Annotated in this window: 23 protein-coding genes; 14 read left to right on the plus strand and 9 right to left on the minus strand. The window is 58.5% G+C overall.

Annotated features, from left to right (window positions below):
- Positions 1-66: 66 nt before the first annotated feature.
- Together FHP24_RS19550 and FHP24_RS19555 are read left to right on the plus strand one after the other, a co-directional pair.
- Complete coding sequence (locus FHP24_RS19550; protein ID WP_139677901.1) at positions 67-1,281, plus strand: lytic murein transglycosylase; 1,215 nt, start codon at positions 67-69, stop codon at positions 1,279-1,281.
- A gap of 96 nt (positions 1,282-1,377) precedes the next feature.
- Positions 1,378-2,292, plus strand: a complete 915-nt coding sequence (locus tag FHP24_RS19555; protein WP_139677902.1) for a DMT family transporter — start codon at positions 1,378-1,380, stop codon at positions 2,290-2,292.
- A 422-nt stretch (positions 2,293-2,714) separates the two neighbouring features.
- Here the strand turns inward: FHP24_RS19555 and metF are convergent, their stop codons facing one another.
- The 3 genes from metF to ettA all read right to left on the minus strand — a co-directional run bounded on the left by metF (position 2,715) and on the right by ettA (position 6,389).
- On the minus strand, positions 2,715-3,608 hold the full coding sequence (gene metF, locus FHP24_RS19560; protein ID WP_394344647.1) for a methylenetetrahydrofolate reductase [NAD(P)H]: 894 nt from the start codon (positions 3,606-3,608) through the stop codon (positions 2,715-2,717).
- A 5-nt stretch (positions 3,609-3,613) separates the two neighbouring features.
- Positions 3,614-4,609, minus strand: coding sequence for an ArsR/SmtB family transcription factor (locus FHP24_RS19565; protein WP_139677904.1), 996 nt, complete (start codon positions 4,607-4,609; stop codon positions 3,614-3,616).
- Between the two features lie 130 nt (positions 4,610-4,739).
- Complete coding sequence (gene ettA, locus FHP24_RS19570; protein WP_139677905.1) at positions 4,740-6,389, minus strand: energy-dependent translational throttle protein EttA; 1,650 nt, start codon at positions 6,387-6,389, stop codon at positions 4,740-4,742.
- A gap of 90 nt (positions 6,390-6,479) precedes the next feature.
- On the opposite strand from ettA, the gene FHP24_RS19575 reads away from it, so the two are divergent.
- The 5 genes from FHP24_RS19575 (at position 6,480) to FHP24_RS29250 (ending at position 11,491) form a co-directional block, all read left to right on the plus strand.
- On the plus strand, positions 6,480-7,415 hold the full coding sequence (locus tag FHP24_RS19575) for an alpha/beta fold hydrolase (protein WP_139677906.1): 936 nt from the start codon (positions 6,480-6,482) through the stop codon (positions 7,413-7,415).
- A 61-nt stretch (positions 7,416-7,476) separates the two neighbouring features.
- Complete coding sequence (locus FHP24_RS19580; RefSeq protein ID WP_139677907.1) at positions 7,477-8,442, plus strand: DMT family transporter; 966 nt, start codon at positions 7,477-7,479, stop codon at positions 8,440-8,442.
- Between the two features lie 2 nt (positions 8,443-8,444).
- Positions 8,445-9,644, plus strand: coding sequence for a CaiB/BaiF CoA transferase family protein (locus FHP24_RS19585; RefSeq protein WP_139677908.1), 1,200 nt, complete (start codon positions 8,445-8,447; stop codon positions 9,642-9,644).
- A complete protein-coding gene (locus tag FHP24_RS19590; RefSeq protein WP_139677909.1) occupies positions 9,641-11,302 on the plus strand; it encodes a thiamine pyrophosphate-binding protein in 1,662 nt (553 codons plus the stop codon). Before FHP24_RS19585 ends, FHP24_RS19590 begins: the two co-directional genes overlap by 4 nt.
- 66 nt (positions 11,303-11,368) lie before the next feature.
- Positions 11,369-11,491, plus strand: coding sequence for a hypothetical protein (locus tag FHP24_RS29250; protein ID WP_280518259.1), 123 nt, complete (start codon positions 11,369-11,371; stop codon positions 11,489-11,491).
- Positions 11,492-11,581: 90 nt separating this feature from the next.
- On the opposite strand, the gene FHP24_RS19595 is transcribed toward FHP24_RS29250, so the two are convergent.
- The 4 genes from FHP24_RS19595 to FHP24_RS19610 form a co-directional block, all read right to left on the minus strand.
- Positions 11,582-11,923: a hypothetical protein gene (locus tag FHP24_RS19595; RefSeq protein ID WP_139677910.1), complete on the minus strand. Its 342-nt coding sequence runs from the start codon at positions 11,921-11,923 to the stop codon at positions 11,582-11,584.
- Between the two features lie 33 nt (positions 11,924-11,956).
- Positions 11,957-12,298, minus strand: coding sequence for a RidA family protein (locus FHP24_RS19600; RefSeq protein ID WP_139677911.1), 342 nt, complete (start codon positions 12,296-12,298; stop codon positions 11,957-11,959).
- 69 nt (positions 12,299-12,367) lie between these two features.
- Positions 12,368-12,706, minus strand: coding sequence for a TIGR01244 family sulfur transferase (locus tag FHP24_RS19605; RefSeq protein WP_139677912.1), 339 nt, complete (start codon positions 12,704-12,706; stop codon positions 12,368-12,370).
- Positions 12,707-12,780: 74 nt separating this feature from the next.
- Positions 12,781-13,620, minus strand: a complete 840-nt coding sequence (locus FHP24_RS19610; protein ID WP_139677913.1) for a DUF4432 family protein — start codon at positions 13,618-13,620, stop codon at positions 12,781-12,783.
- Positions 13,621-13,809: 189 nt separating this feature from the next.
- Between FHP24_RS19610 and FHP24_RS19615 the strand changes: the two genes are divergently transcribed.
- Positions 13,810-15,204 carry a L,D-transpeptidase gene (locus FHP24_RS19615; protein ID WP_139677914.1) on the plus strand — a complete coding sequence of 465 codons (1,395 nt, stop codon included), beginning with the start codon at positions 13,810-13,812 and terminating at the stop codon, positions 15,202-15,204.
- 80 nt (positions 15,205-15,284) lie between these two features.
- Here FHP24_RS19615 and FHP24_RS19620 read toward each other — a convergent pair whose 3' ends face one another.
- Together FHP24_RS19620 and FHP24_RS19625 are read right to left on the minus strand one after the other, a co-directional pair.
- Positions 15,285-16,001, minus strand: a complete 717-nt coding sequence (locus FHP24_RS19620; protein WP_139677915.1) for a ParA family protein — start codon at positions 15,999-16,001, stop codon at positions 15,285-15,287.
- Between the two features lie 204 nt (positions 16,002-16,205).
- Entirely contained in the window at positions 16,206-17,705 is a 1,500-nt protein-coding gene (locus FHP24_RS19625) for an amino acid permease (RefSeq protein ID WP_139677916.1), read from the minus strand.
- A gap of 522 nt (positions 17,706-18,227) precedes the next feature.
- On the opposite strand from FHP24_RS19625, the gene FHP24_RS19630 reads away from it, so the two are divergent.
- From FHP24_RS19630 to FHP24_RS19655, 6 genes are all read left to right on the plus strand, one after another.
- Positions 18,228-19,334, plus strand: a complete 1,107-nt coding sequence (locus tag FHP24_RS19630) for an ABC transporter substrate-binding protein (protein WP_139677917.1) — start codon at positions 18,228-18,230, stop codon at positions 19,332-19,334.
- A 66-nt stretch (positions 19,335-19,400) separates the two neighbouring features.
- Positions 19,401-20,276, plus strand: coding sequence for an ABC transporter permease (locus tag FHP24_RS19635; protein WP_139677918.1), 876 nt, complete (start codon positions 19,401-19,403; stop codon positions 20,274-20,276).
- Positions 20,277-20,286: 10 nt separating this feature from the next.
- Entirely contained in the window at positions 20,287-21,075 is a 789-nt protein-coding gene (locus tag FHP24_RS19640) for an ABC transporter permease (protein ID WP_139677919.1), read from the plus strand.
- A gap of 9 nt (positions 21,076-21,084) precedes the next feature.
- Complete coding sequence (locus tag FHP24_RS19645) at positions 21,085-22,146, plus strand: ABC transporter ATP-binding protein (RefSeq protein WP_139677920.1); 1,062 nt, start codon at positions 21,085-21,087, stop codon at positions 22,144-22,146.
- Between the two features lie 169 nt (positions 22,147-22,315).
- Entirely contained in the window at positions 22,316-23,665 is a 1,350-nt protein-coding gene (locus FHP24_RS19650; protein ID WP_139677921.1) for an MFS transporter, read from the plus strand.
- Positions 23,666-23,873: 208 nt separating this feature from the next.
- Positions 23,874-24,941, plus strand: a complete 1,068-nt coding sequence (locus FHP24_RS19655; RefSeq protein ID WP_139677922.1) for an acyltransferase family protein — start codon at positions 23,874-23,876, stop codon at positions 24,939-24,941.
- The last annotated feature ends 136 nt before the right edge of the window (positions 24,942-25,077 follow it).

A 25,077-nucleotide genomic window follows, 5' to 3' on the forward strand; every position in this document is an offset into this window, starting at 1 on the left:
GCCACGGCGCAACTAGCGTCTCATTCAAATCATCCCAAAAACGCCACAGATCGCCAGGATCGCCAAATGCCCTTCCTAGACAGCCGCCGCTTTGTCATTGCTGCCCTTATCGCCGGGGGCATGACTGCCCCTGCATTCGCTCAGACGCCTTCGACCGCACCTGCCCCCGCCTGCGGTGGTGATCTGACTGCGTTTCTGGCTGGCGTGAAGCAGGAAGCCGTCTCCAAGGGCATTCCGGCATCTGCTGCCGACGAGGCACTCGCCGGTGCCCAGATCGACCCGAAGGTTCTCAGCCGCGACCGGGCGCAGGGCGTCTTCCGCCAGACATTCCTCGAGTTCTCGCAGCGCACAGTCAGCCAGGCCCGCCTCGATATCGGCCGCCAGAAGCTGAAGCAGTATGCAGATGTTTTCTCTCGCGCTGAAACCGAGTTCGGCGTTCCGGCCGGTGTGATCACTGCCTTCTGGGCCATGGAAACCGATTTCGGCGCCGTTCAGGGCGATTTCAACACCCGCAACGCGCTGGTCACGCTCTCGCACGACTGCCGCCGTCCGGAACTTTTCCGACCGCAGCTGATCGCACTGATCGAGATGGTACAACACGGAGATCTCAACCCGGCGACCAATACGGGTGCATGGGCCGGCGAGATCGGCCAGGTCCAGATGCTGCCGGAAGACATCATCGCCCAGGGTGTTGATGGCGACAATAGCGGCCATATCGACGTCAAGGGCAGCTCGCCGGACGCGATCCTCACCGCAGCGAAATTCATCCAGAGCATGGGCTTCAAGCCCGGCCAGCCCTGGGTTCAGGAAGTGACCCTGCCGGAAAGCCTGCCCTTTGAAAAATCCGGCCTTGGCAACGAGATCCCGGCCAGCGAATGGTTCTCCTATGGCGTTACCCCGCGCGACGGCGACACCAAGTTCGGCAATCTGCCGGCAGCCCTCATCCTGCCGCAGGGACGCAAGGGACCGGCTTTCCTGACCTACCCGAATTTCAACATCTATCTGCAGTGGAACCAGTCGTTCATCTACACGACCTCCGCCGCCTACTTCGCCACCCGCCTTTCCGGTGCGCCTCCATACCAGAAGACGACCCCGGAACCGGGCCTGGATGTCGAAGCGATGAAGCAGTTGCAGACCAAGCTTGACACCCATGGCCATGACGTCGGCAAGATCGACGGCATTCTCGGCTCCGGCACACGCCAGGCGGTGCAGAAGGAACAGGCCCGCCTGGGCATGCCTGCCGACGGCTGGCCGACGCAGGCGCTGCTTCAGGCACTCTGACCTGCAAATAAAAATTCAGACACAACATAAAACGGGTGGCGATATCAGCGCCGCCCGTTTTATGTTCCAGGCTCCCATTTCGCTCAGGTAGATCAGATGACATCCGAGACCCAAAGGTTGACACCACTTGCCTGGGGCCTGCTGTTCCTGCTTGGCCTTCTATGGGGCGGATCTTTCTTCTTTGCCCGCATTGCAGTCCATGAAGTGCCGCCCTTCACACTGGTCCTACTGCGACTCGGCCTCGCGGCGATTGCCCTGCACATCTACCTTCATGGCCGTTTCGGCACCTATTCGATATTGAGAGAGCACTGGCGATCCTTCCTGATCCTCGGCCTGGTCAACAACGCCCTACCGCACACGCTGATCTTTTTCGGCCAGACGCAGATCGGCGCCGGCCTCGCCTCCATTCTCAACGCCACCACGCCGATCTGGACGGTGATCATCGCCAATCAGTGGACGTCGGATGAAAAGCTCACCGGCGCAAAGCTCGCCGGCTGCGCTGCAGGCCTTGCCGGAACCTGCATCCTGATCGGGCCAAGCGCGATTGCCAACAGCGCCGCCCCGCTCTGGGCGCTCGTCCTGCCGGTCATGGCTGCAATCTCCTATGGCGTCGCGGGAACCTACGGCAAGCGTTTCCGAGGCATTCCGGCTCCGGTGACGGCAGCAGGACAGTTAACCGCCTCCAGTCTCATCATGCTGCCGGTCTCGTTGATTGCAGATCAGCCATGGACATTGGCGACACCATCCATCCATGCGATTGCGGCCATCATCGCATTAGCACTTCTATCGACCGCACTCGGCTACCTGATCTTCTTCAGGATACTATCGATCGCCGGCGCGACGAACACCTCGCTCGTCACCCTGCTGGTGCCACCGAGCGCGATCCTGCTTGGTGCATTATTCCTTGGAGAACGCCTCGCCGTGACCGATATCCTTGGCATGGCAGTGATTGGATTTGGCCTCGTACTGCTCGACGGACGAATCCTTCGCATGCGCAAAAAGGCGGCCTGAAGCATTGCCGAATGGCACCATTGGTCACGCAAAATAACTGTCATTAACAGACAAATAGATGAATTTAACGTGTCGGAAAGCTTCGTTAATTTCGATAAAATCTTTTATTATCAACAGCATAGAGGGATAATAAAATCGTAAAGAGGTTTTGCTGCCGCAATGCAGCACAAAATTCCGCTTCCCATTTGACACAGAACCGACATAAAATCTGACCGTCAACGCAAGGAGGCAGACATGGGACGTACATACCCCCTCAATCTCCTGGTAGTCGGTGCAGCATTTGCATTCATTGCCTCGATGCTTTTCATCTAGGCTGAAAGACTACCGGTCGTATCTCGCATCCACCAACGTTTGATAGGGACCAGAATTTCGAAAAACGCATGTCTTCCGGGACATGCGTTTTTTGTTTTAATCTCGCGCCCTCAGGCAGCCGCCCTCGCAGCTCCAGGCTTGTAGCCGATATTCTCCAGCACGGCCGAAACAAGCGGCGCCCGGTTCATCGTGTAGAGATGGATATGTTTGAATCCATGCTTGCCGAGTTCCTCGATCTGCTCGGCGGCCACGTCCGCAGCTACCTTGGCCCGCTCCTCTGGCTTATCGTCGAACCCATCGAATCGGTCATCGAGAAAGCCTGGCACTGTCGCGCCGCAACGTTTTGAAAAGCGCTTCAGCTGCGTCAGGTTCTGGATCGGCATGATGCCGGGGATGACCGGAAGCGTGATGCCTGCAGCGGCAACTGCGTCCATATAACGGAAAAACACATCATTATTGAAGAAGAACTGGGTGAGCGCACGGGTCGCACCTGCATCCGCCTTGCTCTTCAGCACAGCGATATCCGCCGACATATCGGGGCTCTCCGGATGTTTTTCCGGATAGGCCGAGACCGAAATATCAAAATCGCCGTAAGCCGCCAACGCACCAACCAGATCGGCAGTCTGCTGAAACCCCTGTGGATGAGGCGCGTAAACCGTACCGATACCCGCCGACGGATCACCACGCAGCGCGACGATCCTGCGCACGCCTGCGGCACGATATTCCTCGACGATCGCGTGCACGTCATCCTTCGAGGCATCGACACAGGTCAGATGCGCAGCAGTCGGCAGATTCGTATCCTTGATGATCGTCGTGACCGCGGCAAGCGTCGGCTCCTTGGTAGAGCCGCCTGCACCATAGGTCACGGTCACGAATTCCGGTTGCCAGAGAGCGAGACGTTCGACGGTCTCGAACAACTGGGCCTCCATCTCCTCCGATTTCGGAGGGAAGAACTCGAAAGAAATCTCGAATCGCGGGTGTGTCGTGTTCTCGTTCATCATCATTCTTCCTATAGAACCGAAAGCGCTTCCGCCCGCTCGGTTCCCGCCATCAGCAGGCGGCGATCCTTTGCCAGCCAGATTGTTACGGTCAACCCATCTTCATTATCCGGCACGATATCGATCGCCTTTTCGATGTCCAGTCCGGCCTTTTCCAGCCAGTCACCGATAATTTCATGCGAAAAGCCCAACCGCAGATGAGCGTGCTCTTCGCGCAAATGCTCCATCTTGTGGGGTGCCAGATCGACGATGATAAGCCGTCCACCCGGCCGAAGAATCCGCGTCGCTTCCGCAATCGCAAGCTCCGGCTGATCGAGGAAATGCAGTACTTGGTGGATGGTTACGACATCGAAATCCTGCCCCTCGAGCGAGAGGTTGAGAATATCCGCATGCCGGACCGATGCCTTCAGTATGCCCGCGTTGTCAAGATTGGCTCGAGCGACGGCCAGCATGTCGCGGCTCGCATCGACGCCGGTCGCGCGGCGATACCGCGGCGCCAGCAACTGCAAAATCCAGCCAGTGCCTGTGCCGAGATCCAGAAGCGAATCGATCGGCGCGGTTCCGACCAGACGAAGCAGTGCCTGTTCGACGGCGGAATCACTGGCATTCAGACGGCGCAATTCATCCCATTCCGAAGCGTTACGGCTGAAATAGGCCTGCGCCCGCTCTGCCCTCTGATGCTTGACGGCCGCGAGCCGTTCTCCGTCACGAACAAGCACGGGATCGTCACCGGCGGAAGCGGCAAGCAGCGTCTTCACCAGCGCCGCCGACGCACCTTCCTGGCTGAGGCGAAAATAGGCCCATGCCCCTTCCTGATAGCGATCGATCAACGCTTCTTCGTTCAGGAGCTTCAGATGTCTGGAAATTCGTGGCTGCGATTGTCCGAGAATTTCGGTGAGGTCCGTGACCGTCAGATCGCCACGCGCGAGCAGGGCGAGAAGGCGAAAACGCGTCGGCTCACCCACCGTTTTCAGCACATCAACCAGTGTATCGAGCGATATCGACATCCACGTTCCCTAATAATCAAGATATAAAGATATCTTTATATGAAAAAGGAGAGCGATGCAACCCATGCGCCGATTTGCAAGAAGGGCGGCCAAGCCGCCCTTCTCTATTCCAATGAACTGTCGGAGAGCCTTAGCGCGTCAGGCGCTTGTAGGACTGGCTACCGGCGTTCAGCGCATCAGGGCCAAGGCGGCGGATCTTGTCCTGCTCGTAATCCTCGAAGTTGCCTTCGAACCATTCGACATGACCGTCACCTTCGAAGGCGAGGATGTGGGTCGCCAGGCGGTCGAGGAACATGCGATCATGGCTGATGATGATCGCGCAGCCGGCGAAGTTCTCGAGCGCCGTTTCGAGCGCACCGAGCGTTTCCGTATCGAGGTCGTTGGTCGGTTCGTCGAGCAGCAGAACATTGCCGCCAGCCTTCAGCATCTTGGCCAGATGGACGCGGTTACGCTGACCACCCGAAAGATTGCCGACCTTCTGCTGTTGGTCGCCGCCCTTGAAGTTGAAGGCGCCGCAATAGGCTCTGCTGTTCATGTCGAACTTGCCGAGCTTGATGATTTCGGCGCCGCCGGAGATTTCCTCCCAGACAGTCTTGTTGCCGTCCAGCGCATCGCGGCTCTGGTCGACATAACCGAGATGCACAGTGTCGCCGACGCGGACCGTGCCTGCATCCGGCTTTTCCTGGCCAGTGATCATCTTGAACAGCGTCGTCTTGCCGGCGCCGTTCGGGCCGATAATGCCGACGATGCCGCCCGGCGGCAGCTTGATCGACAGGTCGTTGATCAGCGTGCGCCCTTCAAAGCCCTTGGTGATGCCTTCCATGTCGATGACGACCTGGCCGAGACGCTCGGAGACGGGAATGATGATCTGCGCATCGCCGGGGCGGATGCCATCGGCTGCGTCCACCAGCTGTTCGTAGGCCTTGATACGAGCCTTCGACTTGGCCTGACGGGCCTTCGGGCTGGATGCAATCCATTCCTGTTCGCGCGAAATCGCCTTCTGGCGGCCTGCATCCTCACGGGATTCCTGCAGCATGCGCTTGGCTTTCGCCTGCAGATAAGCGGAATAATTGCCTTCGTACGGAATGCCACGGCCGCGGTCGAGCTCCAGGATCCAGCCAGTGACGTTGTCGAGGAAGTAGCGATCGTGGGTGATCATCATCACGGCACCGGGATAATCGCGCAGGTGCTTTTCCAGCCACGCGATGGTTTCGGCGTCGAGATGGTTGGTCGGTTCGTCGAGCAGCAGCAGGTCCGGCTGCGACAGAAGCAGACGGCAAAGCGCGATACGGCGGCGTTCACCACCCGAAAGCAGCGTCACGTCGGCATCCTTCGGCGGGCAGCGCAGCGCTTCCATCGCCATCTCGACCTGCTGTTCCAGATCCCAGAGGTTCTGGCTGTCGATGATATCCTGAAGCTTGGCGCCCTCGTCCGCCGTCTCGTCGGAATAGTTCATCATCAGTTCGTTGTAGCGATCGAGCACGGCCTGCTTGTCGGCGACGCCAACCATGACGTTTTCGAAAGCGTTCTTGGCCGGATCGAGATGCGGCTCCTGCTCGAGGTAACCGACGGTGGCACCCTCGGCGAGCCATGCTTCACCGGTGAACTCCTTGTCCTGACCGGCGATGATGCGCAGAACCGTCGACTTACCCGCGCCGTTCGGACCGAGAATACCGATCTTGGCATCCGGGTAGAAGGACAGGTTGACGTTCTCGAGAATCTTCTTGGCGCCATAGGACTTGTTCAGTCCCGACATGTGATAGATGAACTGACGTGCCATCGATAATTAAGCTCCGGGGGAAAGAGGTTTTGCCGCTATGTAGGCGAAGACGGGCCGCGGGGCAATGCAGAGAGCGGGAGAGGCTTGGAAATGAACCAGCAATTTGCGTGGGAAACGCTGAGATTGGACCGTCCAGCGAGCGCATCCCTCGCCTTCCACCACTCCGCGGCGGGAGAGGCAGCCAAGGGTATCCTGCTGATTTCCCATGGCTTGGCGGAACACTCGAAGCGATACCATGCCTTTGCATCGGAAATGGCCTCGGAAGGCTTCCACGTCTATGCCTGGGATCATCGCGGCCATGGCGAAACGACGGCACCGGATGCACCGATCGGCCGATTCGCGCTGAAGGATGGCGCGCGCGCGGTCATCGACGATCTGATGGCCGTCCGGGCTCACGCCAGCCTTGCCCACCCCGATCTCCCGATCATCCTTTTCGGCCACTCAATGGGTGGCCTCATAGCGCTCAACGCCGCCATCGATCACCCGCAGGCATTTGACGCCATCGCCATCTGGAATTCCAACTTCAATCCGGGCCTTGCAGGTCGCGCCGCACAGGGTCTGCTTCTGGCCGAGCGTGCGCTGAAGGGATCGGACACGCCGAGCGGCCTCCTGCCGCGCCTGACCTTCGGCGCTTGGGGCAACAGCATCCCCGGCCATCGTACCGATTTCGACTGGCTGAGCCATGAACCGGCCGAAGTCGACGCCTATATCGCCGATCCGCTTTGCGGGTTCGACGCGAGCGTTTCGCTCTGGCTCGATCTTTTCGAACTGACCTTCCGTGCACCGACGCTTGTCGATTGCCTGCCGAAAAACCTGCCGGTTCACCTGCTCGGCGGCGGCGAGGATCCTGCCACCAACAACGGAAAAGCAGTCCTCTGGTTTTCCGCACTCCTGCGGAAGAATGGCCTTTTCGACGTCACGACCAGATTTTGGCCGAATGCACGCCACGAGACGCTCAACGATACGATGCGCCTTGAGGCTTCGGCCGAGTTCGCCCAATGGGCAACCAAGGCCTGCAGCAGGTAAGGAATGAGTTCATGACTTTTCTTCAAGTGCGCGAAAGGTCGCGCCTCGGTATATCCACGCCATGAGTGCATCGTCCGCCAAATCGGTATCGCAACCCCAGACTGCCAGCATCTCGGCCGGTCTCGGCCTGATGATCCTCGCCATGCTGGTCGCACCGCTGATCGATGTTTTCTCGAAGCTGGCAACGACGACCGCCTCGCCCACCATGATAACGGCCGCGCGCTTCTTTTTTCAGGGCCTTTGCATGCTTCCGTTCGTGCTCTGGGCAGGATCCTGGCGTTCTTTTTCGTGGCGAATGAGCTTCTATCACGCGATCCGGGCGGCGGTGATCACGCTCTCCATGGTCTGCTTCGTCGCAACGCTTGCGGTCATGCCGGTGGCCGATGCCATTGCCATCTTCTTCGTCGAGCCGATCATCTTGACCGTTCTGTCGAGCATATTCCTCAAGGAGATCATCGGCTGGCGGCGTTATACGGCCTGTTTCGTCGGCTTTATCGGCGCCATGATCGTCATCCGCCCGAGCTTTCAGGAAATCGGCTATGTCGCCCTTCTGCCGGTCGTCACAGCCTTTTGCGTCGCCATATTCGCGATGATGACGCGCGCGCTTGCGCATCGGGAGGACCCGTGGGCGATGCAGTTCCAGATGTCGCTCTGGGGCCTGCCGATCTGCGCGGTTTTGCTGCTGGTCGGAGACCGCGCGGATATAGGCTTCCTCGCACCATCCCTCCCCGACTTTACTACATTCATGTGGATGGTGGGCGTCGGCGTTTTCGCCGCCCTTTCTGGCCTGCTGAGCGTTTACGCCTACAGGGCCGCACCGGCCTCCGTGCTCGCCCCGATCCAGTATTTCGAAATCGTCTCCGCAACGCTGTTCGGCTGGCTGGTCTTCGGTGACTTCCCCGATCCGATCAAATGGCTGGGTATCTCGATCATCATCGGCTCCGGCCTCTACATTATCTGGCGCGAGCGCCGCGTCGCATCGATCAAGCCCGTCACCACAAGCGAAACGACATCGGTAGCCCCCTGACCATGGACATCGCCACCAAGAAACCGCCGCTTGCAGGCATCCGAGTCCTCGAACTCGCTCGCGTTCTCGCCGGCCCCTGGGCGGGCCAGATGCTGGCCGATATGGGCGCCGACGTCATCAAGGTCGAGAACCCGGAAGGCGGTGACGACACCCGTGCCTGGGGGCCGCCCTTCGTCGAAAGCACCGACGGCGAAAACCTGTCTGCGGCCTATTATCACGCCACCAATCGCGGCAAGCGCTCGATTGCCGTAGATCTCAAGACCGAGGAAGGCCAGAAGATCGTCCGGCGCCTCGCCGCCCAGTCGGACGTATTGATTGAAAACTTCAAGCTCGGTGGCCTGAAGAAATACGGGCTCGATTACGAAAGCCTGAAGAAGATCAATCCGAAACTCGTCTACTGCTCGATCACCGGCTTCGGCCAGGACGGCCCCTATGCCAGCCTTGCCGGCTATGATTACATCGTCCAGGGCATGTCGGGCTTCATGTCGATCACCGGTGATCCTGAAGGGCAGCCGATGAAGGCGGGCGTCGCGATCGCCGACATATTCACCGGCGTCTATGCCGTCACCGCCATCCAGAGCGCGCTGATCCACACCATGAGAACGGGCGAAGGCCAGCAGGTCGATATGGCGCTGCTCGACGTCATGTCCTCCGTGCTCGCCAATCAGAACATGAACTACCTGATTTCAGGCATCTCTCCGGTAAAACTCGGCAACGCCCACCCGAACATCTCTCCCTATGAGGTGATCCAGGTTCAGGACGGCCATGTCATCTTGGCTGTCGGCAATGACGGCCAGTTCCGCCGTTTCTGCCGAATCCTCGGCGTCGAGCAACTGGCTGACGACGAGCGTTACGCGACCAACAAGGCACGCGTCGCCCATCGCGTCGAGGTACGCAGTCTGATTCTTGCCGAGACCATGAAGTGGACCAAGAGCGATCTTCTGGCCGCCTGTGGTGAAAACGCGGTTCCCGTCGGGCCGATCAACTCGATCGGCGAGATGTTCGAAGATCCACAGGTGAAAGCGCGCGGCCTGCGTATCGATCTTGAGGCTGCGGACGGCACGATCATTCCGGGCGTGAGGAGTCCTATCGTCCTTTCCGAGACACCGCTTGCCTATCACCGGCCGAGCCCGAAAGTGGGCGAACACACGGATGAAATTCTGGCAGAACTGAATGCAATCGAGGAGGAATGCAATCGATGAAGACCGTCGTCAAGACAGGGGGCCAACTGATCGTAGATGCGCTCAAGGCAAACGGCGTCAAACGGGTTTCCTGTGTGCCGGGCGAAAGCTACCTCGCCGTCCTCGACGCGCTTTATGAGAGCGGCATCGACGTCCTCGTCTGCCGTCAGGAAGGCGGTGCGGCGATGATGGCCGACAGCTGGGGCAGGCTGTCCGGCGAGCCCGGCATCTGCATGGTCACCCGCGGACCCGGCGCCACCAATGCCTCTGCCGGTCTGCACGTCGCGAAGCAAGATTCGATCCCGATGATCCTTTTCGTCGGCCAGATCGGCCGCGACATGAAGGAGCGCGAGGCGTTTCAGGAAGTCGAATACCGCCGCGCCTTCACCGAATTCGCCAAATGGGTCGGAGAGATCGACGATGCCCGCCGTATACCGGAATTCGTCACCCGCGCCTTCACCGTCGCCACGTCGGGGCGCCCCGGCCCCGTCGTGCTAACGCTGCCGGAGGACATGCTGGTCGAAGAAGTCGAGGCCCCTGAGGCCCGACTCTATACCCGCGTCGAGAGCCACCCCGGCCAGCCTCAGATCGCAGAATTCGAGAAGCTGCTGAAGGAATCTCAACGGCCGATGGTCATCCTCGGCGGTACCCGCTGGAATGAGCAGGCGGTAAAAGACTTCCAGGAATTCGCCAGCCGCTTCAAGCTGCCGGTCGGCTGCTCCTTCCGCCGCCAGATGTTGTTCGACAACCTGCACCCGTCCTATGCCGGCGATGTCGGTATCGGCATCAATCCGTCTCTGGCAAAGGAGATCAAGGACAGCGACCTTCTGATCCTGATCGGCAGCCGCATGTCGGAAATGCCGTCGTCGAGCTACACGCTGATCGACATCCCCTACCCGCAACAGAAGCTCGTCCATGTATTCCCCGACCCGGAGGAACTCGGCCGCATGTACCGCCCGGATCTCGCGATCTGCGCTGCACCGGCGGAGTTTGTGGCGGCGATCAAGGATATAGAGCCGCCGGCCCTGCCACTCTGGGCCGAGCGCAAATCGGCCATGCACGACGCCTATCTCAAATGGTCGACACCGCCCGAAACCGGGCCCGGCAGTGTTCATATGGGACCGATCATGGCGTGGATCGAAGACAACGTACCGGATAACGCGATCTTCACCAATGGCGCCGGCAACTACGCCACATGGCTTCACCGCTTCCACCGCTTCCAGAAATACAACACCCAGTCCGCTCCGACCTCTGGCTCCATGGGTTACGGACTGCCGGCGGCAGTCGCGGCCAAACAGCTTTTCCCCGAACGCGAGGTGGTCTGCTTCGCTGGCGATGGCTGCTTCATGATGCACGGCCAGGAATTCATCACGGCCGTCCGTTATGGTCTGCCGATTATCACATTGCTGGTCAATAACGGCATCTACGGCACCATCCGCATGCATCAGGAGCGCGAATATCCCGGCCGCGTCAGCGCCACCGATCTCGTCAATCCGGATTTTGTTGCCTATGCAAAAGCCTTTGGCGGGCATGGTGAGCTTGTCGAAAAGACAGAAGATTTCGGGCCGGCCTATTTGCGTGCCCGAGAAAGCGGAAAGCCTGCAATCATCGAGGTCCGGCTCGATCCGGAGGCGATTACGCCGGCACGCACACTGACCCAGATCCGCAACAGGATTTGACGCCCAAATACGGGCATTTGCTCAAAAGTCTCGGAACAATCTCGCGGGTCATGCCGTTGATGCGGCATGGCAAATGAAACGAAACGCAAAGCACTGGGAGGGATGTCGACCTTCGTCGCCGTCATTTTCCTCATCGCCATCGCCTTGGCAGCCTTTTATCTCTTCGGCATGACCCCAGGCGAAGCGTGATCATCAACAACAGAAAAGGGCCGGTTCTTCCGGCCCTTTTTTCATGACGTTCGAGGCGACAGTCCTGATCGACTTGCAATCAAACGGCAATCAACGTCCCAGTTGCTGCTGGAAAAGTTTGGCGAGCCGCGTGCAAAACTCGACGGTGAATTCCTTCGAAGCCTTGGCGTAAGCGCGCGTCGTCTGAATTTGGGATTCTTTGAAGGCCTTCTCAGTGATGGCCTGAGGGTCGGAATAGGCTTCACGGGCATATTTCAAAAAGACAGATTTCGAATCCCATATCATGGCCGGGCGCTTGTAGCGAATATCGCAGGCGCGCGCATAAATCATGCCTTGGAAGGCCACATCCATCTCCGCGCCGGTCGGGACGGAGGGTAAAGTGTCGGCGTGAGCCGCGAATGCCGAAAAGCTGCCGGCAATGCAGATCGCCATCAGACTTGTCTTGAGCATCCGCGGCCCCCTAAATCAGATCGCAGCCGTGACGATAAACTCGACCTTGTACTTCGGCGCAGCAAGCTTTGCTTCGCTGGTGGCGCGGGCCGGCGTATTAGCCGGATCGACCCAGGCTTCCCATGCGGCGTTCATTTCGCCGAAGGTCGACATGTCGGAGAGGTAGATGATCGTCTGCAGGATCTTCGACTTGTCGGAACCGGCAGCAGCGAGCAGGCGATCGACTTCAGCGAGCGCGTCCTTGCACTGGTCCGTTACGGTTTCGCCTTCGCCAACCTGGCCGGCGAGGTAAACGGTGTTGCCGTGAACGACTGCGCCGCTCATGCGTGCGCCGGGATCGATGCGCTTGATGCTCATGGGAATGCTCCTGAATGCTGAGCTAGGGGGAACGCGGCGTAAAACTCACACCGCGCGCGAAAAGAATCGTCAGCCCTTGAAACGCTGGGCCTGTTCGTAAATGGCGGTCGAGCGTGCACCGGACCGGCAGAATCCCAGCATGGGCTTCTGAAAATCCTCGAGCACATCAGCCATCTCGGTCACGCCCTCAGGCGTCAGGCCCATACGGCCGACCGGTATGTGACGGATTTCCAAGCCGAGCTCCTTGGCGCGGGCTTCGATCTCGGCATAGTGCGGCTGACCGGGCTCTTCCTCGTCTGGACGGTTGCAGACAAGTGACTTGAAGCCCTGAGCCTTGATCTCATCGAGTTCATCGACGGTGATTTGTCCGGAAACCGAATACTCGTCGTTGATCTGGCGGATATCCATGGCGCAACCTCCATTTTTTGTGGCGCCAGCATTACGCGGTGGCTTGATGAGCGTCAACGGCAGATGGTCGCATCTCAGACGAAGGCGAAGCGCAGCGCATAATCGACGCTTTCGCCCGGCTGAAGCCATTGCAATTCGCCCGTTTCAGTCAGCTCCTCGCGGCTCGCCAGCCGATGCGATACGGGTTCTATACCAAGCACATGTGCGGGTTCCTTCTGATTCCGCCACATCTGCAGATACGGCAGATTATCGGTCTTGAACCGCACCTTCAGTGTCGAGCCGCCCAGTGACGCGATTGGCCCGAGCACGACTTCCGCCCATTCCTCGCCCTCACGGCGCGCCGAAACGCAAAAGACGCTTCCCGGATCAGGTCCGAAATCCCAGCGCATCTCACCTCCGTCCAGCATTGCACCGCTCAGATGCACGCCATCGTCGAACAGCCATGCGCCGATATTCATGTGATACATATGCACCCGCGCCATCGGCTTGGTTCCGGTATTCGTCACCCTGTCCTGCAGGCAGACCTCGCCCGTGGCACTATCGATTCTCCAGTGACGCTCAAGCAGGGCTCCACCGCCGTCCGCCGTTACCACCGGAACACGGGCACGACATTCCGCATCGTCGCCCTGCATATCCCAGAACAGAATTTCCGCCGGATGGGAGGAGTAGGAACCGTGCAGCGGATATTTCCGGCCGCCGACGTCACCCTCGATCGCCTGCGGATGACGGATATGGTCCGGGCCGCATGTGAACAGGAACCCTTCCAGCGAATGGTCGATTCGCGAATCACCATCGTCAGGAATCGCGCGGCCGGGAGCGATATCGGTATCGTGAACGAAGCACTTTCCGATATCCAGAACCGAGCTTTCATCCAGCTGAAGCGTCGGTCCGAGTGCCGCGGTAAAGGTTTTCATCAGCATTTCCTCCTCATGCTCACAACGCGTTTACCTAATGTGAGCGGAATTTAATGATTCATTCATCGCAAGCTGGGATTTTTCCATACAAGCGTCAAATTTAGCTTGTCAGTCATCGTGGACGGCAAACGGGAACCAAGCGGCCACTTCCCGATTACTTGAATAGGCAACATTATAATCGGTGAGAACGTGAAGCGCTCCATTCTTTTCAGCATCAGTCTTGCGGTCCTGGCAGCTTCCGTTGTCCCGGCAGCAGCGCAGTCGCGTTACCAGCAATATTCCGACGGTCCCGTACTTGTCGCGCCGGATGGAGCCATCCTCGATTACAGGCCGAACAGCCGAGACATCATCGTCAGCCGCGATGGGTCTGGACGTCGAGTTTATCTCGATCGTTACGGCAATATCGTCGCCACGGAAATGCGACAGGGTGGCGAAAGGCAGCGTTACGAAGAATACCCGCCGGCGCCGCGCACCTATGGCAATAATCGCCAGGCAGAGGCCTACCCGCCTCGATCCGACAATCAGGGCGGTTACCGCGACTATCGCCAATATCGACCGGGCGAGCCTGGCGCGGTGACGGGCTCCATCGGTGGCTCGGTTACCCGCATGCCGCTGGATAACCAGAGTCTGCCGGATGCCGATCAGGGCTATGCCGAAGAAGCATCGCTTGAACCCAACCAGAGCATGCCTCCGGCAGACAGTCTGCATCCCAACAAACCGGTCATCACGGTCACAAAGAAACCGCAGGCGCAGATCGCCGCGCTTCAGGTCTTCCTCGACCGCGAAGGCATTTCACCGGGCGTGATCGACGGCCACCTTGGCGACAACGTCAACAAGGCGGTGGCGGCATGGCAGGAAATGACGGGCGAAACGCTCGATCCGAACAATTCCGAAGAGATCATGCAGCGGCTTGCCTATTCCGGTGGGCTGCCGATCATCGACTACACGATAACCGCGTCGGACGCCGCCGGCCCTTATGTCGCCTCCATCCCCGAAGACTACGCCCATAAGGCAGTTTTGCCGGCCATGTCTTTCACATCGGTGACTGAAAAGCTGGCCGAGCAGTTCCACATGGACGAAGGGTATCTGAAGGCGCTCAACCCGGGTGCCGATTTCACCATCCCCGGCACGATCATCAAGGTCATCAACCCCGGCCAGCCAAAGACCGGTCAGGTGACGCGCATCATTGCCGACAAGGCACGCAAGCAGGTCTTCGCTTATGGTGCCGACGGCAATCTGATTGCCGCCTATCCGGCAACGATCGGTTCCTCCGATACGCCTTCGCCGTCCGGCGATCACACGGTTCAGCGTATCGCACTCGATCCGGGTTACACCTACAATCCGAAAATCAACTTCACCCAGGGTAGCAACACGCAGATCCTGCAGATCCCGCCAGGCCCCAACGGTCCGGTCGGCACCGTCTGGATCGCCCTGTCGAAGCCGACCTATGGCATTCACGGCACGCCTGAACCGTCGAAGATCGGCAAGACCAACAGCCACGGCTGCGTGCGCCTGACGAACTGGGATGCGACGGAGCTCGCCAAGATGGTCAAACCGGGAACGACGGTCCAGTTCGTGGATTAGTTGCCGCTATTACCAATTCATCACAACGACATTGGCCGGCTTTCGCCGGCCATATTCATTATGAGGATGGGTTTGGATTGTCAGGCGATGTTGCGTCCGAGCCCGATAAGCCGCGAAACGGCGGAACGGGTGATTTTGATCGGCATAAGACGTAGAACCTCGACGGCATAGGCGCGGGCGTTCTCTTTTGCCTTGTCGACATTGCTGACCTTGGCCGGGTCCATTGTATGCAGCGTGCCGCCGGTCTCGAACAATTCCTTGAAAGCGGTCCGCTCACCGATCGGCGTCGTCATCACATTGACGCCCTTGGCGGCCAGCAGGCCCTTGATCGCCAGCAGTGCCTTCGTCGTCACCATAGAGGTTACCCGGGTCAGCACGACCGAGTGGTCGAAATCGAGTCTGGCCTTCTTCTTGAGAATGGCAAGCAGGTCGAGAATCTGGGCGGCGCCCTTGGCGTCCATGGCCGATCCCTGAACCGGAATGAACACATGGTCGGAAAGCCCGAGCGCCGTCGTCACCAGCGCATCCCGTGCACCGGCCAAATCGATGATGAAATAGTCGGTAACCGGCGCCATTTCCCGCAAGTGCCCATTCAACGAGGCAACCGTCACCTCGGAAATCACTTCGATATTGCGGACCTTGCCGGACGCCTCCTGCCACTGGCTGATCCAGCGCTGCGGGTCGGCGTCGATGATGATGATGCGGAAACCCTGGTGAGCAAGCTCGGTCGCAAGCAGCAATGCAGCAGTCGTCTTGCCGGCGCCGCCCTTGGCATTGGCGAAAGATATTACGGGCATTTTTCATCCTTGGAGGTGACGAGCCGCATCGCTCTGCAGGCATCCCCGAAGCATGGGGCCGTTAGCCCACATCCTTTCCAAACATGGTTAATCAAAGATTAATTTGCCGACCTGCGCATATCATTTGTCAGGATTGATGCGGCGCAGCATCAAAAATGCGGCCATCCAGCGGATGACCGCACTCATTTCATCAAGCGCCGAAGATCAGGCCAGCGACGCAGCCTCCTTATGTTCCATCGCAAACTCCTCTTCCGGCGACAGAATCAGCCGATGACGACCGATGATCGCGAAATATGCGATTGCCACCGCAAACCAGACGACCACCCAGACGACGCCCTTGAAGAAGTTCGGGTCCTGAATCTGGTAAAGAAGCGTCACGACCGCGATGATGACGGTCAGCGCCGCGCCGGGAATGCCGAGAGGCGAGCGGAACGGCCGTTCGATATTTGGCAGCTTCTTGCGCAGGATGATGAAGGAGATTGCCTGCATGATGTAGGAGAACATCGCACCGAAAACGGCCATGTTCAGAAGTACGGCACCGATCACCGTACCGCCCTGCTCCGCACCGAGCGAAAACCAGATCACCAGCATGACCGCCAGACCAACAGCAGCCCCTGCCATCATCGCCACATAGGGTGTCTTGTAGACCGGATGAGTGATGGACAACGCCGTCGGGAAATAACCGGCGCGGGAAAGCGAGTAGATCTGTCGGCCCTGAGCATAGAGGATCGTGTGGAAGCTGGCGATCAGGCCGGTCAAGGCCACAAGCCCGAGAATGACCACGCCGCTATCGCCATAGACGGCCTTGAAGCCATCGAGCAACGGCTCCAGCGCCGAGCTGAGATGGAAGGCGCCAACGCCCGGCAGAGACGGGTTGAGCAGCACGATCATGAAAGCCGAAACCATCAGGGTAATGATGCCGAGGATGATGCCCTTGGGCATATCACGCTTCGGATCGACCGATTCTTCTGCTGCAAGCGGCAATTGCTCGATGGCAAGAAACAGCCAGACCGCGAAAGGCAGCGTGGCCAGCACGCCGGTGAATCCGAATGGGAACCAGTCGCCGTTGCCCTCCGGCAGTTCAATCGCAGCACCGTCTGGGCCGACGCCGATATTCAATGCCCAGCGGGAGAAGTCCATGTTCGGAATGGCGCTGATCCAGAAGAAGACGAGCACCGCCAGCGATATCAAGGTGATCACCAGCGTCACCTTGAACGATAGTTCCAGGCCGAAAACGTTGAGCGCCAGAAACACGGCATAGAAGAATATCCACAGGAGCGGTGAATAGACCGGATCTAACCCGAGGATCGAGTTCACATAAGCCGTGATGAAAGTCACGATCACCGCCGGCGTCAGCACGTATTCGACGTTTTCGCAAAGCCCCGTGAGGAACCCGCCCCAAGGGCCCATAGCCGTGCGCGCAAACGAATAGGCAGCACCTGTATGCGGCAAAGCAGGGCTCATTTCCGCGATCGAAAATGTCAGGCCGAGATACATGACCGCGATGATCATGCCGGCGACCAGCATGCCGCCCCAGCCGCCCGTGGCAAAACCGAAGTTCCAACCGGAAAAATGCCCGGAAATGACGGCGCCGACCCCCAGCGCCCAAAGTGACCAGACCCCGGCATAGCGGGAAAGACCGCGCTTATCGAAATAGGATGCATCAGCCTTTTTGTAGCTGACGCCTGCAGATGAACTTTCCATTCCCCGTCTCCTGCTCAAAGCAAAGGGCTCCGGCCCCAACGGCCGGATATGCCCATGGACCGGCCGGACCCGATATTTCGGTGTCCGGACCGCGCAGCTTTGACTACTCCCAGGAGGATCTTGTCCGGCATCGCCAGTTGGCTTTGCCGTGTTTCGGAACTGTCGCGATCCCTCGACTGATCCGTTGAAATGCATCGTCGTTCAAAATCACGAGGCCACCATCGCCTTTAACAGGCAGCCGCAAATCGTAAACAAAAGATTGACGCCAGCATTCTTCACTTTCAAGTTGTCGTCAAATGGAACTTCGCACCGTATGTGGCCAAATTGCGCCTTGCATGTTCCATCCACGACGCCCTTGCCGGGTTATCCACAGCCGCAGCCAGATCGTTTTTGACACTTGCGAAAAAAATGCTTTGAAAGCTGGGGCTTATGGCCTGATGATCAGAGCCTTGTCTGTCACATACAGTTCATGAAACAGCACTACGAGTTGCCGCCGACACGTTAAACCTCAGGAGGACATCCGTGCTCAAGAACGCTCACCGCCTTCTTTCATTGACGACTGCCGCAGTCGTCGCATCCACCAGCTTCGCTTTCGCAGAGCCGAGCGCGGAACTGATCGCCGCCGCCAAGAAGGAAGGCGCGCTGACCACGATCGCGCTTCCCCATAGCTGGTGCGGTTACGGCGATGTCATCGCCGGCTTCAAGAAGAAGTATCCGGAAATCACGGTCAACGAACTGAACCCGGATGCAAGCTCGGGTGACGAAATTGAAGCCATCAAGGCAAACAAGGACAACAAGGGGCCGCAGGCTCCCGACGTGATCGACGTTGGTCTGTCCTTCGGCCCGTCCGCCAAGGCAGATGGCCTGATCCAGCCCTACAAGGTATCCACCTGGGATTCGATCCCGGCCGATGCCAAGGATGCCGACGGCTACTGGTACGGCGACTATTACGGCGTTCTCGCCTTCCTGGTGAACAAGGATCTCGTCAAGGAAGCACCGAAGGACTGGCCGGATCTGCTGAAGCCGGAATTCGCCAACTCGGTTGCCCTCGCCGGCGACCCGCGCTCGGCAAACCAGGCCGTTCAGGGCGTCTATGCTGCAGGTCTCTCTGCAGCCAAGGGTGACGCTGCCAAGGCCGGCGACGAAGGCCTGAAGTTCTTCGCCGAACTCAACAAGGCTGGCAACTTCGTTCCGGTCATCGGCAAGTCCGCTTCTCTCGCTCAGGGCTCCACGCCGATCATCGTCTCGTGGGATTATAACGGCATTTCCTGGGGCGAGAGCCTCAAGGGCAACCCGCCTTACGAAGTCGTCGTCCCGGCTTCGGGCGTCGTCGCCGGCGTCTACGTCCAGGCGATCTCCGCTTTCGCCCCGCATCCGAATGCAGCCAAGCTTTGGATGGAATATCTTTATTCCGACGAAGGACAGCTCGGCTGGCTGAAGGGCTATTGCCACCCGATCCGTTTCAACGATCTTGCCAAGAGCAACAAGATCCCGAAGGAACTGCTCGATGCCCTGCCGCCGGCAGCAGCCTATGAAAAGGCCGTATTCCCGACGCTCGACCAGCAGGCAGCCGGTAAGACCGCAATCACCACCAAGTGGGACAGCGTCGTCGGCGCGAACGTCAAGTAAATCAAATCAGCCTCCCCGTCCAAACGGCGGGGAGGTTTTCCCTACTCCGGCAGAAACGACGGCTGAATGTCCTCCGCATCCTCGTCTTTCATCGATCGCCGCACAATCATCGACTGGCTCGGCATCGTGCCGTTCATGATTTTTGCGATGATGTTCCTGATCATCCCGACGCTCTATCTTGTCACCGGCGCCTTTTTTACCGCCGATGGCCAGTTTACCTTCAAGAACATCGCCGATCTGTTCACCCCGACCATCCTCTCGGCTTACTGGATTTCGATCAGGATTTCGCTTGCCTCCTCGCTGGGTGGCGCGCTGATCGGCTTTTTCCTCGCGTGGGCCGTCGTACTCGGCGGATTGCCCTCATGGATTCGCTCGGGCCTCCTGACTTTTTCAGGCGTCGCCTCGAATTTTGCTGGCGTGCCGCTCGCCTTCGCCTTCATCGCCACGCTCGGTCGCACCGGGCTCGTCACCCTTTTCCTGCGTGACTGGTTCGGCTTCAATCTTTATTCGACCGGCTTCAACCTCCTCTCCTTCTTCGGTCTCACCATCACATACATGTTCTTCCAGATCCCGTTGATGGTGCTGATCCTCACACCTGCACTCGACGGGCTGAAGAGGGAGTGGCGCGAAGCCTCCGAAAGCCTTGGGGCTTCCACTTGGCAGTACTGGCGGATGGTCGGCCTGCCTATCCTTTGGCCAAGCCTTCTCGGCACCACCCTGCTTCTGTTTGCAAACGCCTTCGGCGCCATCGCCACGGCCTATGCGCTGACCGGTGCCTCGCTCAACATCGTACCGATCCTGCTTTACGCCCAGATCCGCGGTGACGTGCTGCACAATCCGAACCTCGGTTACGCGCTGGCCCTCGGCATGATCGTTATCACCGGCCTCTCGAACATCCTCTACATCTGGCTGCGCATGCGCGCCGAACGCTGGCAGAAGTGAGGATGAGACCATGAAGACGTCCAAGTTCCTTGCCTGGCTCGCCATCGCCATCGGCGTGATCTACTTTTTCATACCGCTGCTCGGCACGTTCGAGTTTTCGCTGCGTATGCGTCGCGGCGAATATTCGCTCGATGCTTATGGCTCTGTCTTTTCTGATGTCCAGTTCCAGCAGACGTTTGGTTTCTCGATCCTGATGGCTTTGTTCACCATCGTCTTCGGCATGCTGCTGGTGGTGCCGACCGCTTATTGGGTGCGTCTGCGCCTGCCGCAAATGCGCCCGGTGCTCGAATTCATTACTCTGATGCCGCTGGTCATCCCGGCGATCGTCATCGTCTTCGGCTACCTGCGCCTTTACAATTCGTCGTCCTACATCCCGTTTACCGGCTCCATCTTCGGCACCAACGTGCTGCTGGTCATGTCCTACATCACCCTGTCGCTGCCCTACATGTATCGCTCTGTCGATACGGCGATGCGCACCATCGATGTCCGAACGCTGACGGAAGCTGCCGAAATTCTGGGAGCGAAATGGCCGACCATTCTCTTCCGCTGCATTTTCCCGAATGTCATGTCCGGTGTTCTGTCAGGCGCCTTCATCACCTTTGCCATCGTCATCGGCGAATTCACCATGGCATCGCTGCTCGATCGCCCGGCTTTCGGCCCCTATCTGCAGCTCGTCGGCGCCAACAAGGCCTATGAGCCTTCCGCGCTGGCGATCATCGCCTTCGCCATAACCTGGCTTTCGATGGGCCTTCTTCAGCTCGTTTCCCGTTTCAGCAAATTGGCGCCGTCCAAGGCATAAGGATTTCCCATGTCGTTTCTCGTGCTCGACAGCATCAAGAAGAGTTTTGGACAGACGCAGGTCGTCAAGGACTTCCACATGGCCATCGAAAAGGGCGAATTCGTCTCCTTTCTCGGCCCGTCCGGCTGCGGCAAGACCACCATTCTGCGCATGATTGCCGGGTTCGAGACACCGAGCGATGGAGTAATTTCGATCGCCGGAAAGAACCAGAACGGCCTCAAGACAAGCCAGCGTAATATCGGCATGGTCTTCCAGGCCTATGCGCTCTTCCCCAATATGAGCGTCTTCGACAACGTCGCCTTCGGACTGAAAGTCGCGGGCCAGCCAAAGTCGGAGATCGAGAAGCGCGTCAAGGAGATGCTGAAACTCATCCATCTCGAACATCTCGCCGATCGTTACCCCTACCAGCTCTCCGGCGGCCAGCAGCAGCGCGTCGCCCTCGCCCGCGCGCTCGCGCCGAAACCGCAGGTCCTGCTGCTCGACGAGCCGCTCTCGGCGCTCGACGCCAAGATCCGCGTCTCGCTGCGTGAGGAAATCCGTCAGATCCAGCGCCAGCTCGGCATCACCACTGTGTTCGTCACGCACGACCAGGAAGAGGCATTGTCCATCTCCGATCGTATCGTCGTCATGAATGCCGGCCGCGCCGATCAGATCGGCACGCCGTCCGATATCTACAATCGCCCGGCAACCCGCTTCGTTGCGTCGTTCGTCGGTACACTCAACATCATCGATGCGATTGTTGAGGACCCGGCGGCCAACACCATCCGCATCGGCGAAAACGTCATCAAACTGCGCGAGCCGATCGGAGCGTTGAAGGGTGGCGACCAGGTTTCGATCGCACTCCGTCCTGAAGCAGGCTCGCTCAATGAATCGGCCACCGGCGACACGGCGCTGACAGGTAAAGTCGTATCATCACAGTTCCTCGGCTCCGTCGTCCGCACCAGATTTGAGGTCGGCGGCAACCAGATTTCGTTCGATATGTTCAATGCCCCGGACAAGATCCTGCCGCAGCTGGGCGAGACTGTAACGCTGCGTTTCGCCGCCAGCGATCTGCTGTTGATCAAGGATTGATCCGAACATCGGGTTGCCCCTGTTCGGCCTGTTGCCGAACTGCATCTCCATGCCAGTGGATTGACTGACAAAACGGCCTTTAAGCCTTGATATACGGCCTTCTATGCCGCATTCCGGTCGGTGCTATCTCCCTGAGCGGGAGGCCACCCCGTACATTCAGTTGAGTGCAATGTCTTCGATTACCTCATCGGCTCCTTCCGGAGCCGCTCCGCGCCGCCTCACCTCCCAGGATTTCCGCACCCTTGGCCTTGCCGCCCTCGGCGGTGCGCTGGAATTTTATGATTTCATCATTTTCGTCTTTTTCGCGACGGTGATCGGCAAGCTGTTTTTCCCCCCGGACATGCCGGACTGGCTGGTTCTGATCCAGACCTTCGGCATTTTCGCCGCGGGTTATCTCGTTCGTCCTCTGGGCGGCATCGTGCTCGCTCATTTCGGCGACATGTTCGGCCGCAAGAAGGTCTTCGCCTTCTCGATCCTGCTGATGGCGCTGTCGACGCTCGGCATGGCGCTGATGCCGACCTATGCCACGATCGGTGTGTTCGCACCCATCCTTCTGGTGCTGATGCGCATCCTGCAGGGTGCCGCCATCGGCGGTGAAGTGCCCGGCGCCTGGACTTTCGTCGCCGAACACGTGCCTTTCCGCCGCGTTGGTTTTGCTTGCGGCTTCCTCACCTCCGGCCTGTCGCTCGGCATTTTGCTCGGTTCTTCGATCGCAGCCGTCATCAATACGGTCTTCACGCCCGAGGCGATCGCCGATGGGGCATGGCGCATCCCCTTCTTCATCGGCGGCATCTTCGGTCTGTTGTCTGTCTGGATGCGCCGCTGGCTGCAGGAAACGCCGATCTTTGCGGAAATGAAGGCCAGCCGCGCCCTTGCGCCGGAACTGCCGCTGAAGACAGTGCTGCGCGATCACAAGCGCGGTGTGATCATCTCGATGCTGCTCACCTGGATCCTGTCTGCGGCGATCGTCGTCACAACCCTGATGACCGCAACGCTGTTGCAGAAGCTCTACGGCTACACTGCCCAGCAGTCACTCGCCGCCACCAGCTTCGGCACCGTGTTCCTGATTTTCGCCACCTCGGCTGCGGGCGCTATCGTCGATAGGATCGGATCAGGCCGCTTCTTCACCGTCGCAGGCATCGTTTTCGGTGCCGCCACTTGGGCCTTCTACAGCTTCGCCGGCACGTCGATCATCACGGTTTTCGTACTTTACGCAATCATGGGTCTCGCAGTCGGCATGGTCGGGGCGATCCCTTATGTGATGGTCCGCGCCTTCCCGGCACGCGTCCGTTTCACCGGCCTCTCCTTTTCCTACAACGTCTCCTACGCCATATTCGGTGGTCTCACCCCGATCGCGGTTACATCGGCTCTTGCCATCAACCCGATGGCTCACGCCTGGTATCTGCTGTTCATTGCGGCGCTGACGGTCGGCGTCGGCATCTACCTGATGCTTCATGGAGACAAGGTCGAGTCTGAAGCTGGCATCGAAGAATTGACGGCGCGGCTGGCCAAGGCCTGATCACTGCCCCGAATGCAGTTTAAAAACGAAAGCCGGAAAGCAAAGACTTTCTGGCTTTTTTATTGGGCGACGGCAGCCGAGACGCGCTCCGCGGAAATACTATCAACAACAAAAAATCGAAAAATACTTAAGATAAATTGACGGCAAGAGATGAAATTATAACATAATCACAAGACATATAAACACAGCTACAAGACGTGAGAATTTCATGCGAAATCATTACGAAGTCTTGGATGTATTGCGTTTTGTAGCCGCCGCAGGCGTTCTTTTATTTCACCTCGGGCATTGGCTCAACTTACCTTGGCTGCTTCCCAACGCCGGCATAGCAGTCGATTTTTTCTTCTGCCTTAGCGGCTTTGTCATGGTCATCGCATATCAACACAAAGTAGGTTCAGCCTCCGACCTATTGCCATTCCTGCGCGTCAGAGTGCTGCGACTTTGGCCCATGATCATAGTCGCAACCTTCATCAGCGCCGGCTACCTCCTTGCAAAAGGCTTCCTGTCACCGGAGGCGCCGACCGCCTCAATCGTTTTGGAAGCCGTCAGCTTGTCACTGCTTTCCATTCCTTACATAAGCGCGCCGGAATCCCTTGGAGGCCCGCAGGTATTCCCTCTAAACGGCCCGCAATTCTCATTGTTCTTTGAGTTATTCGTGAACATTGTCTGGACCGCTATCCTGATCACCTTCCCCAGAAGGTTTTATCTGGCGATTTGCACCTTCCTGGTCCTGCTTTCGGCAACCCGTATTCCCTATGGTTTCGGTGGTGATACGACCGCAAATTTCTGGTTTGGTTTCCCGCGAGTAACCTGCTCGTTTTTCCTCGGCATTTTGGCCGCCAACATATTCATGAAGGATCGGTCACCGAGTGTTTTGAGCCAGAGAGTGTTTGTAGCTCTGCTTTTGCTCACCGCGCTCATCGTGGTTCTGCCGATACGATTGGGCCTGATTGCAACGACCTGGACGATCATCGTATCGCCAATACTTGTCGTGCTCGGTGCCAAGCAGAGCCTGCCTTCGCGGCTGAAGGCAACGGCCACGTTCAGCGGCACCCTCTCGTATCCGATCTATACCCTGCACTACCCGATGTTCTGCTGGTTGAATGGCATCTATGTCATGACGATGAAATCGCAGGGCGGCTTGCTGGAAGCTGGCATCCTTTTCCCGATAATCTTGGCCATATGCTGCCTGGTCACGGTCAAGATCGAATTGCCCGTCATGGCACGTTTGAGACGGACCAGGATGCCATCAGCAACCAGCGTGTCGGACAATTCATGACGACCTAACAGGCCTGACACCACCGGAAATGCCGGCGATCTTCTGCACCGGAGGATAGCCCCAAATCGGATCAGCAATAGGCAGTCGGGACCATTCGGCCCGATCGGTCAAACGAATTGTCCGGGAGACCTTCTAG

This window comes from Aliirhizobium smilacinae (assembly GCF_006335145.1).
In the GTDB taxonomy this organism is placed as follows: Bacteria; Pseudomonadota; Alphaproteobacteria; order Rhizobiales; family Rhizobiaceae; genus Neorhizobium; species Neorhizobium smilacinae.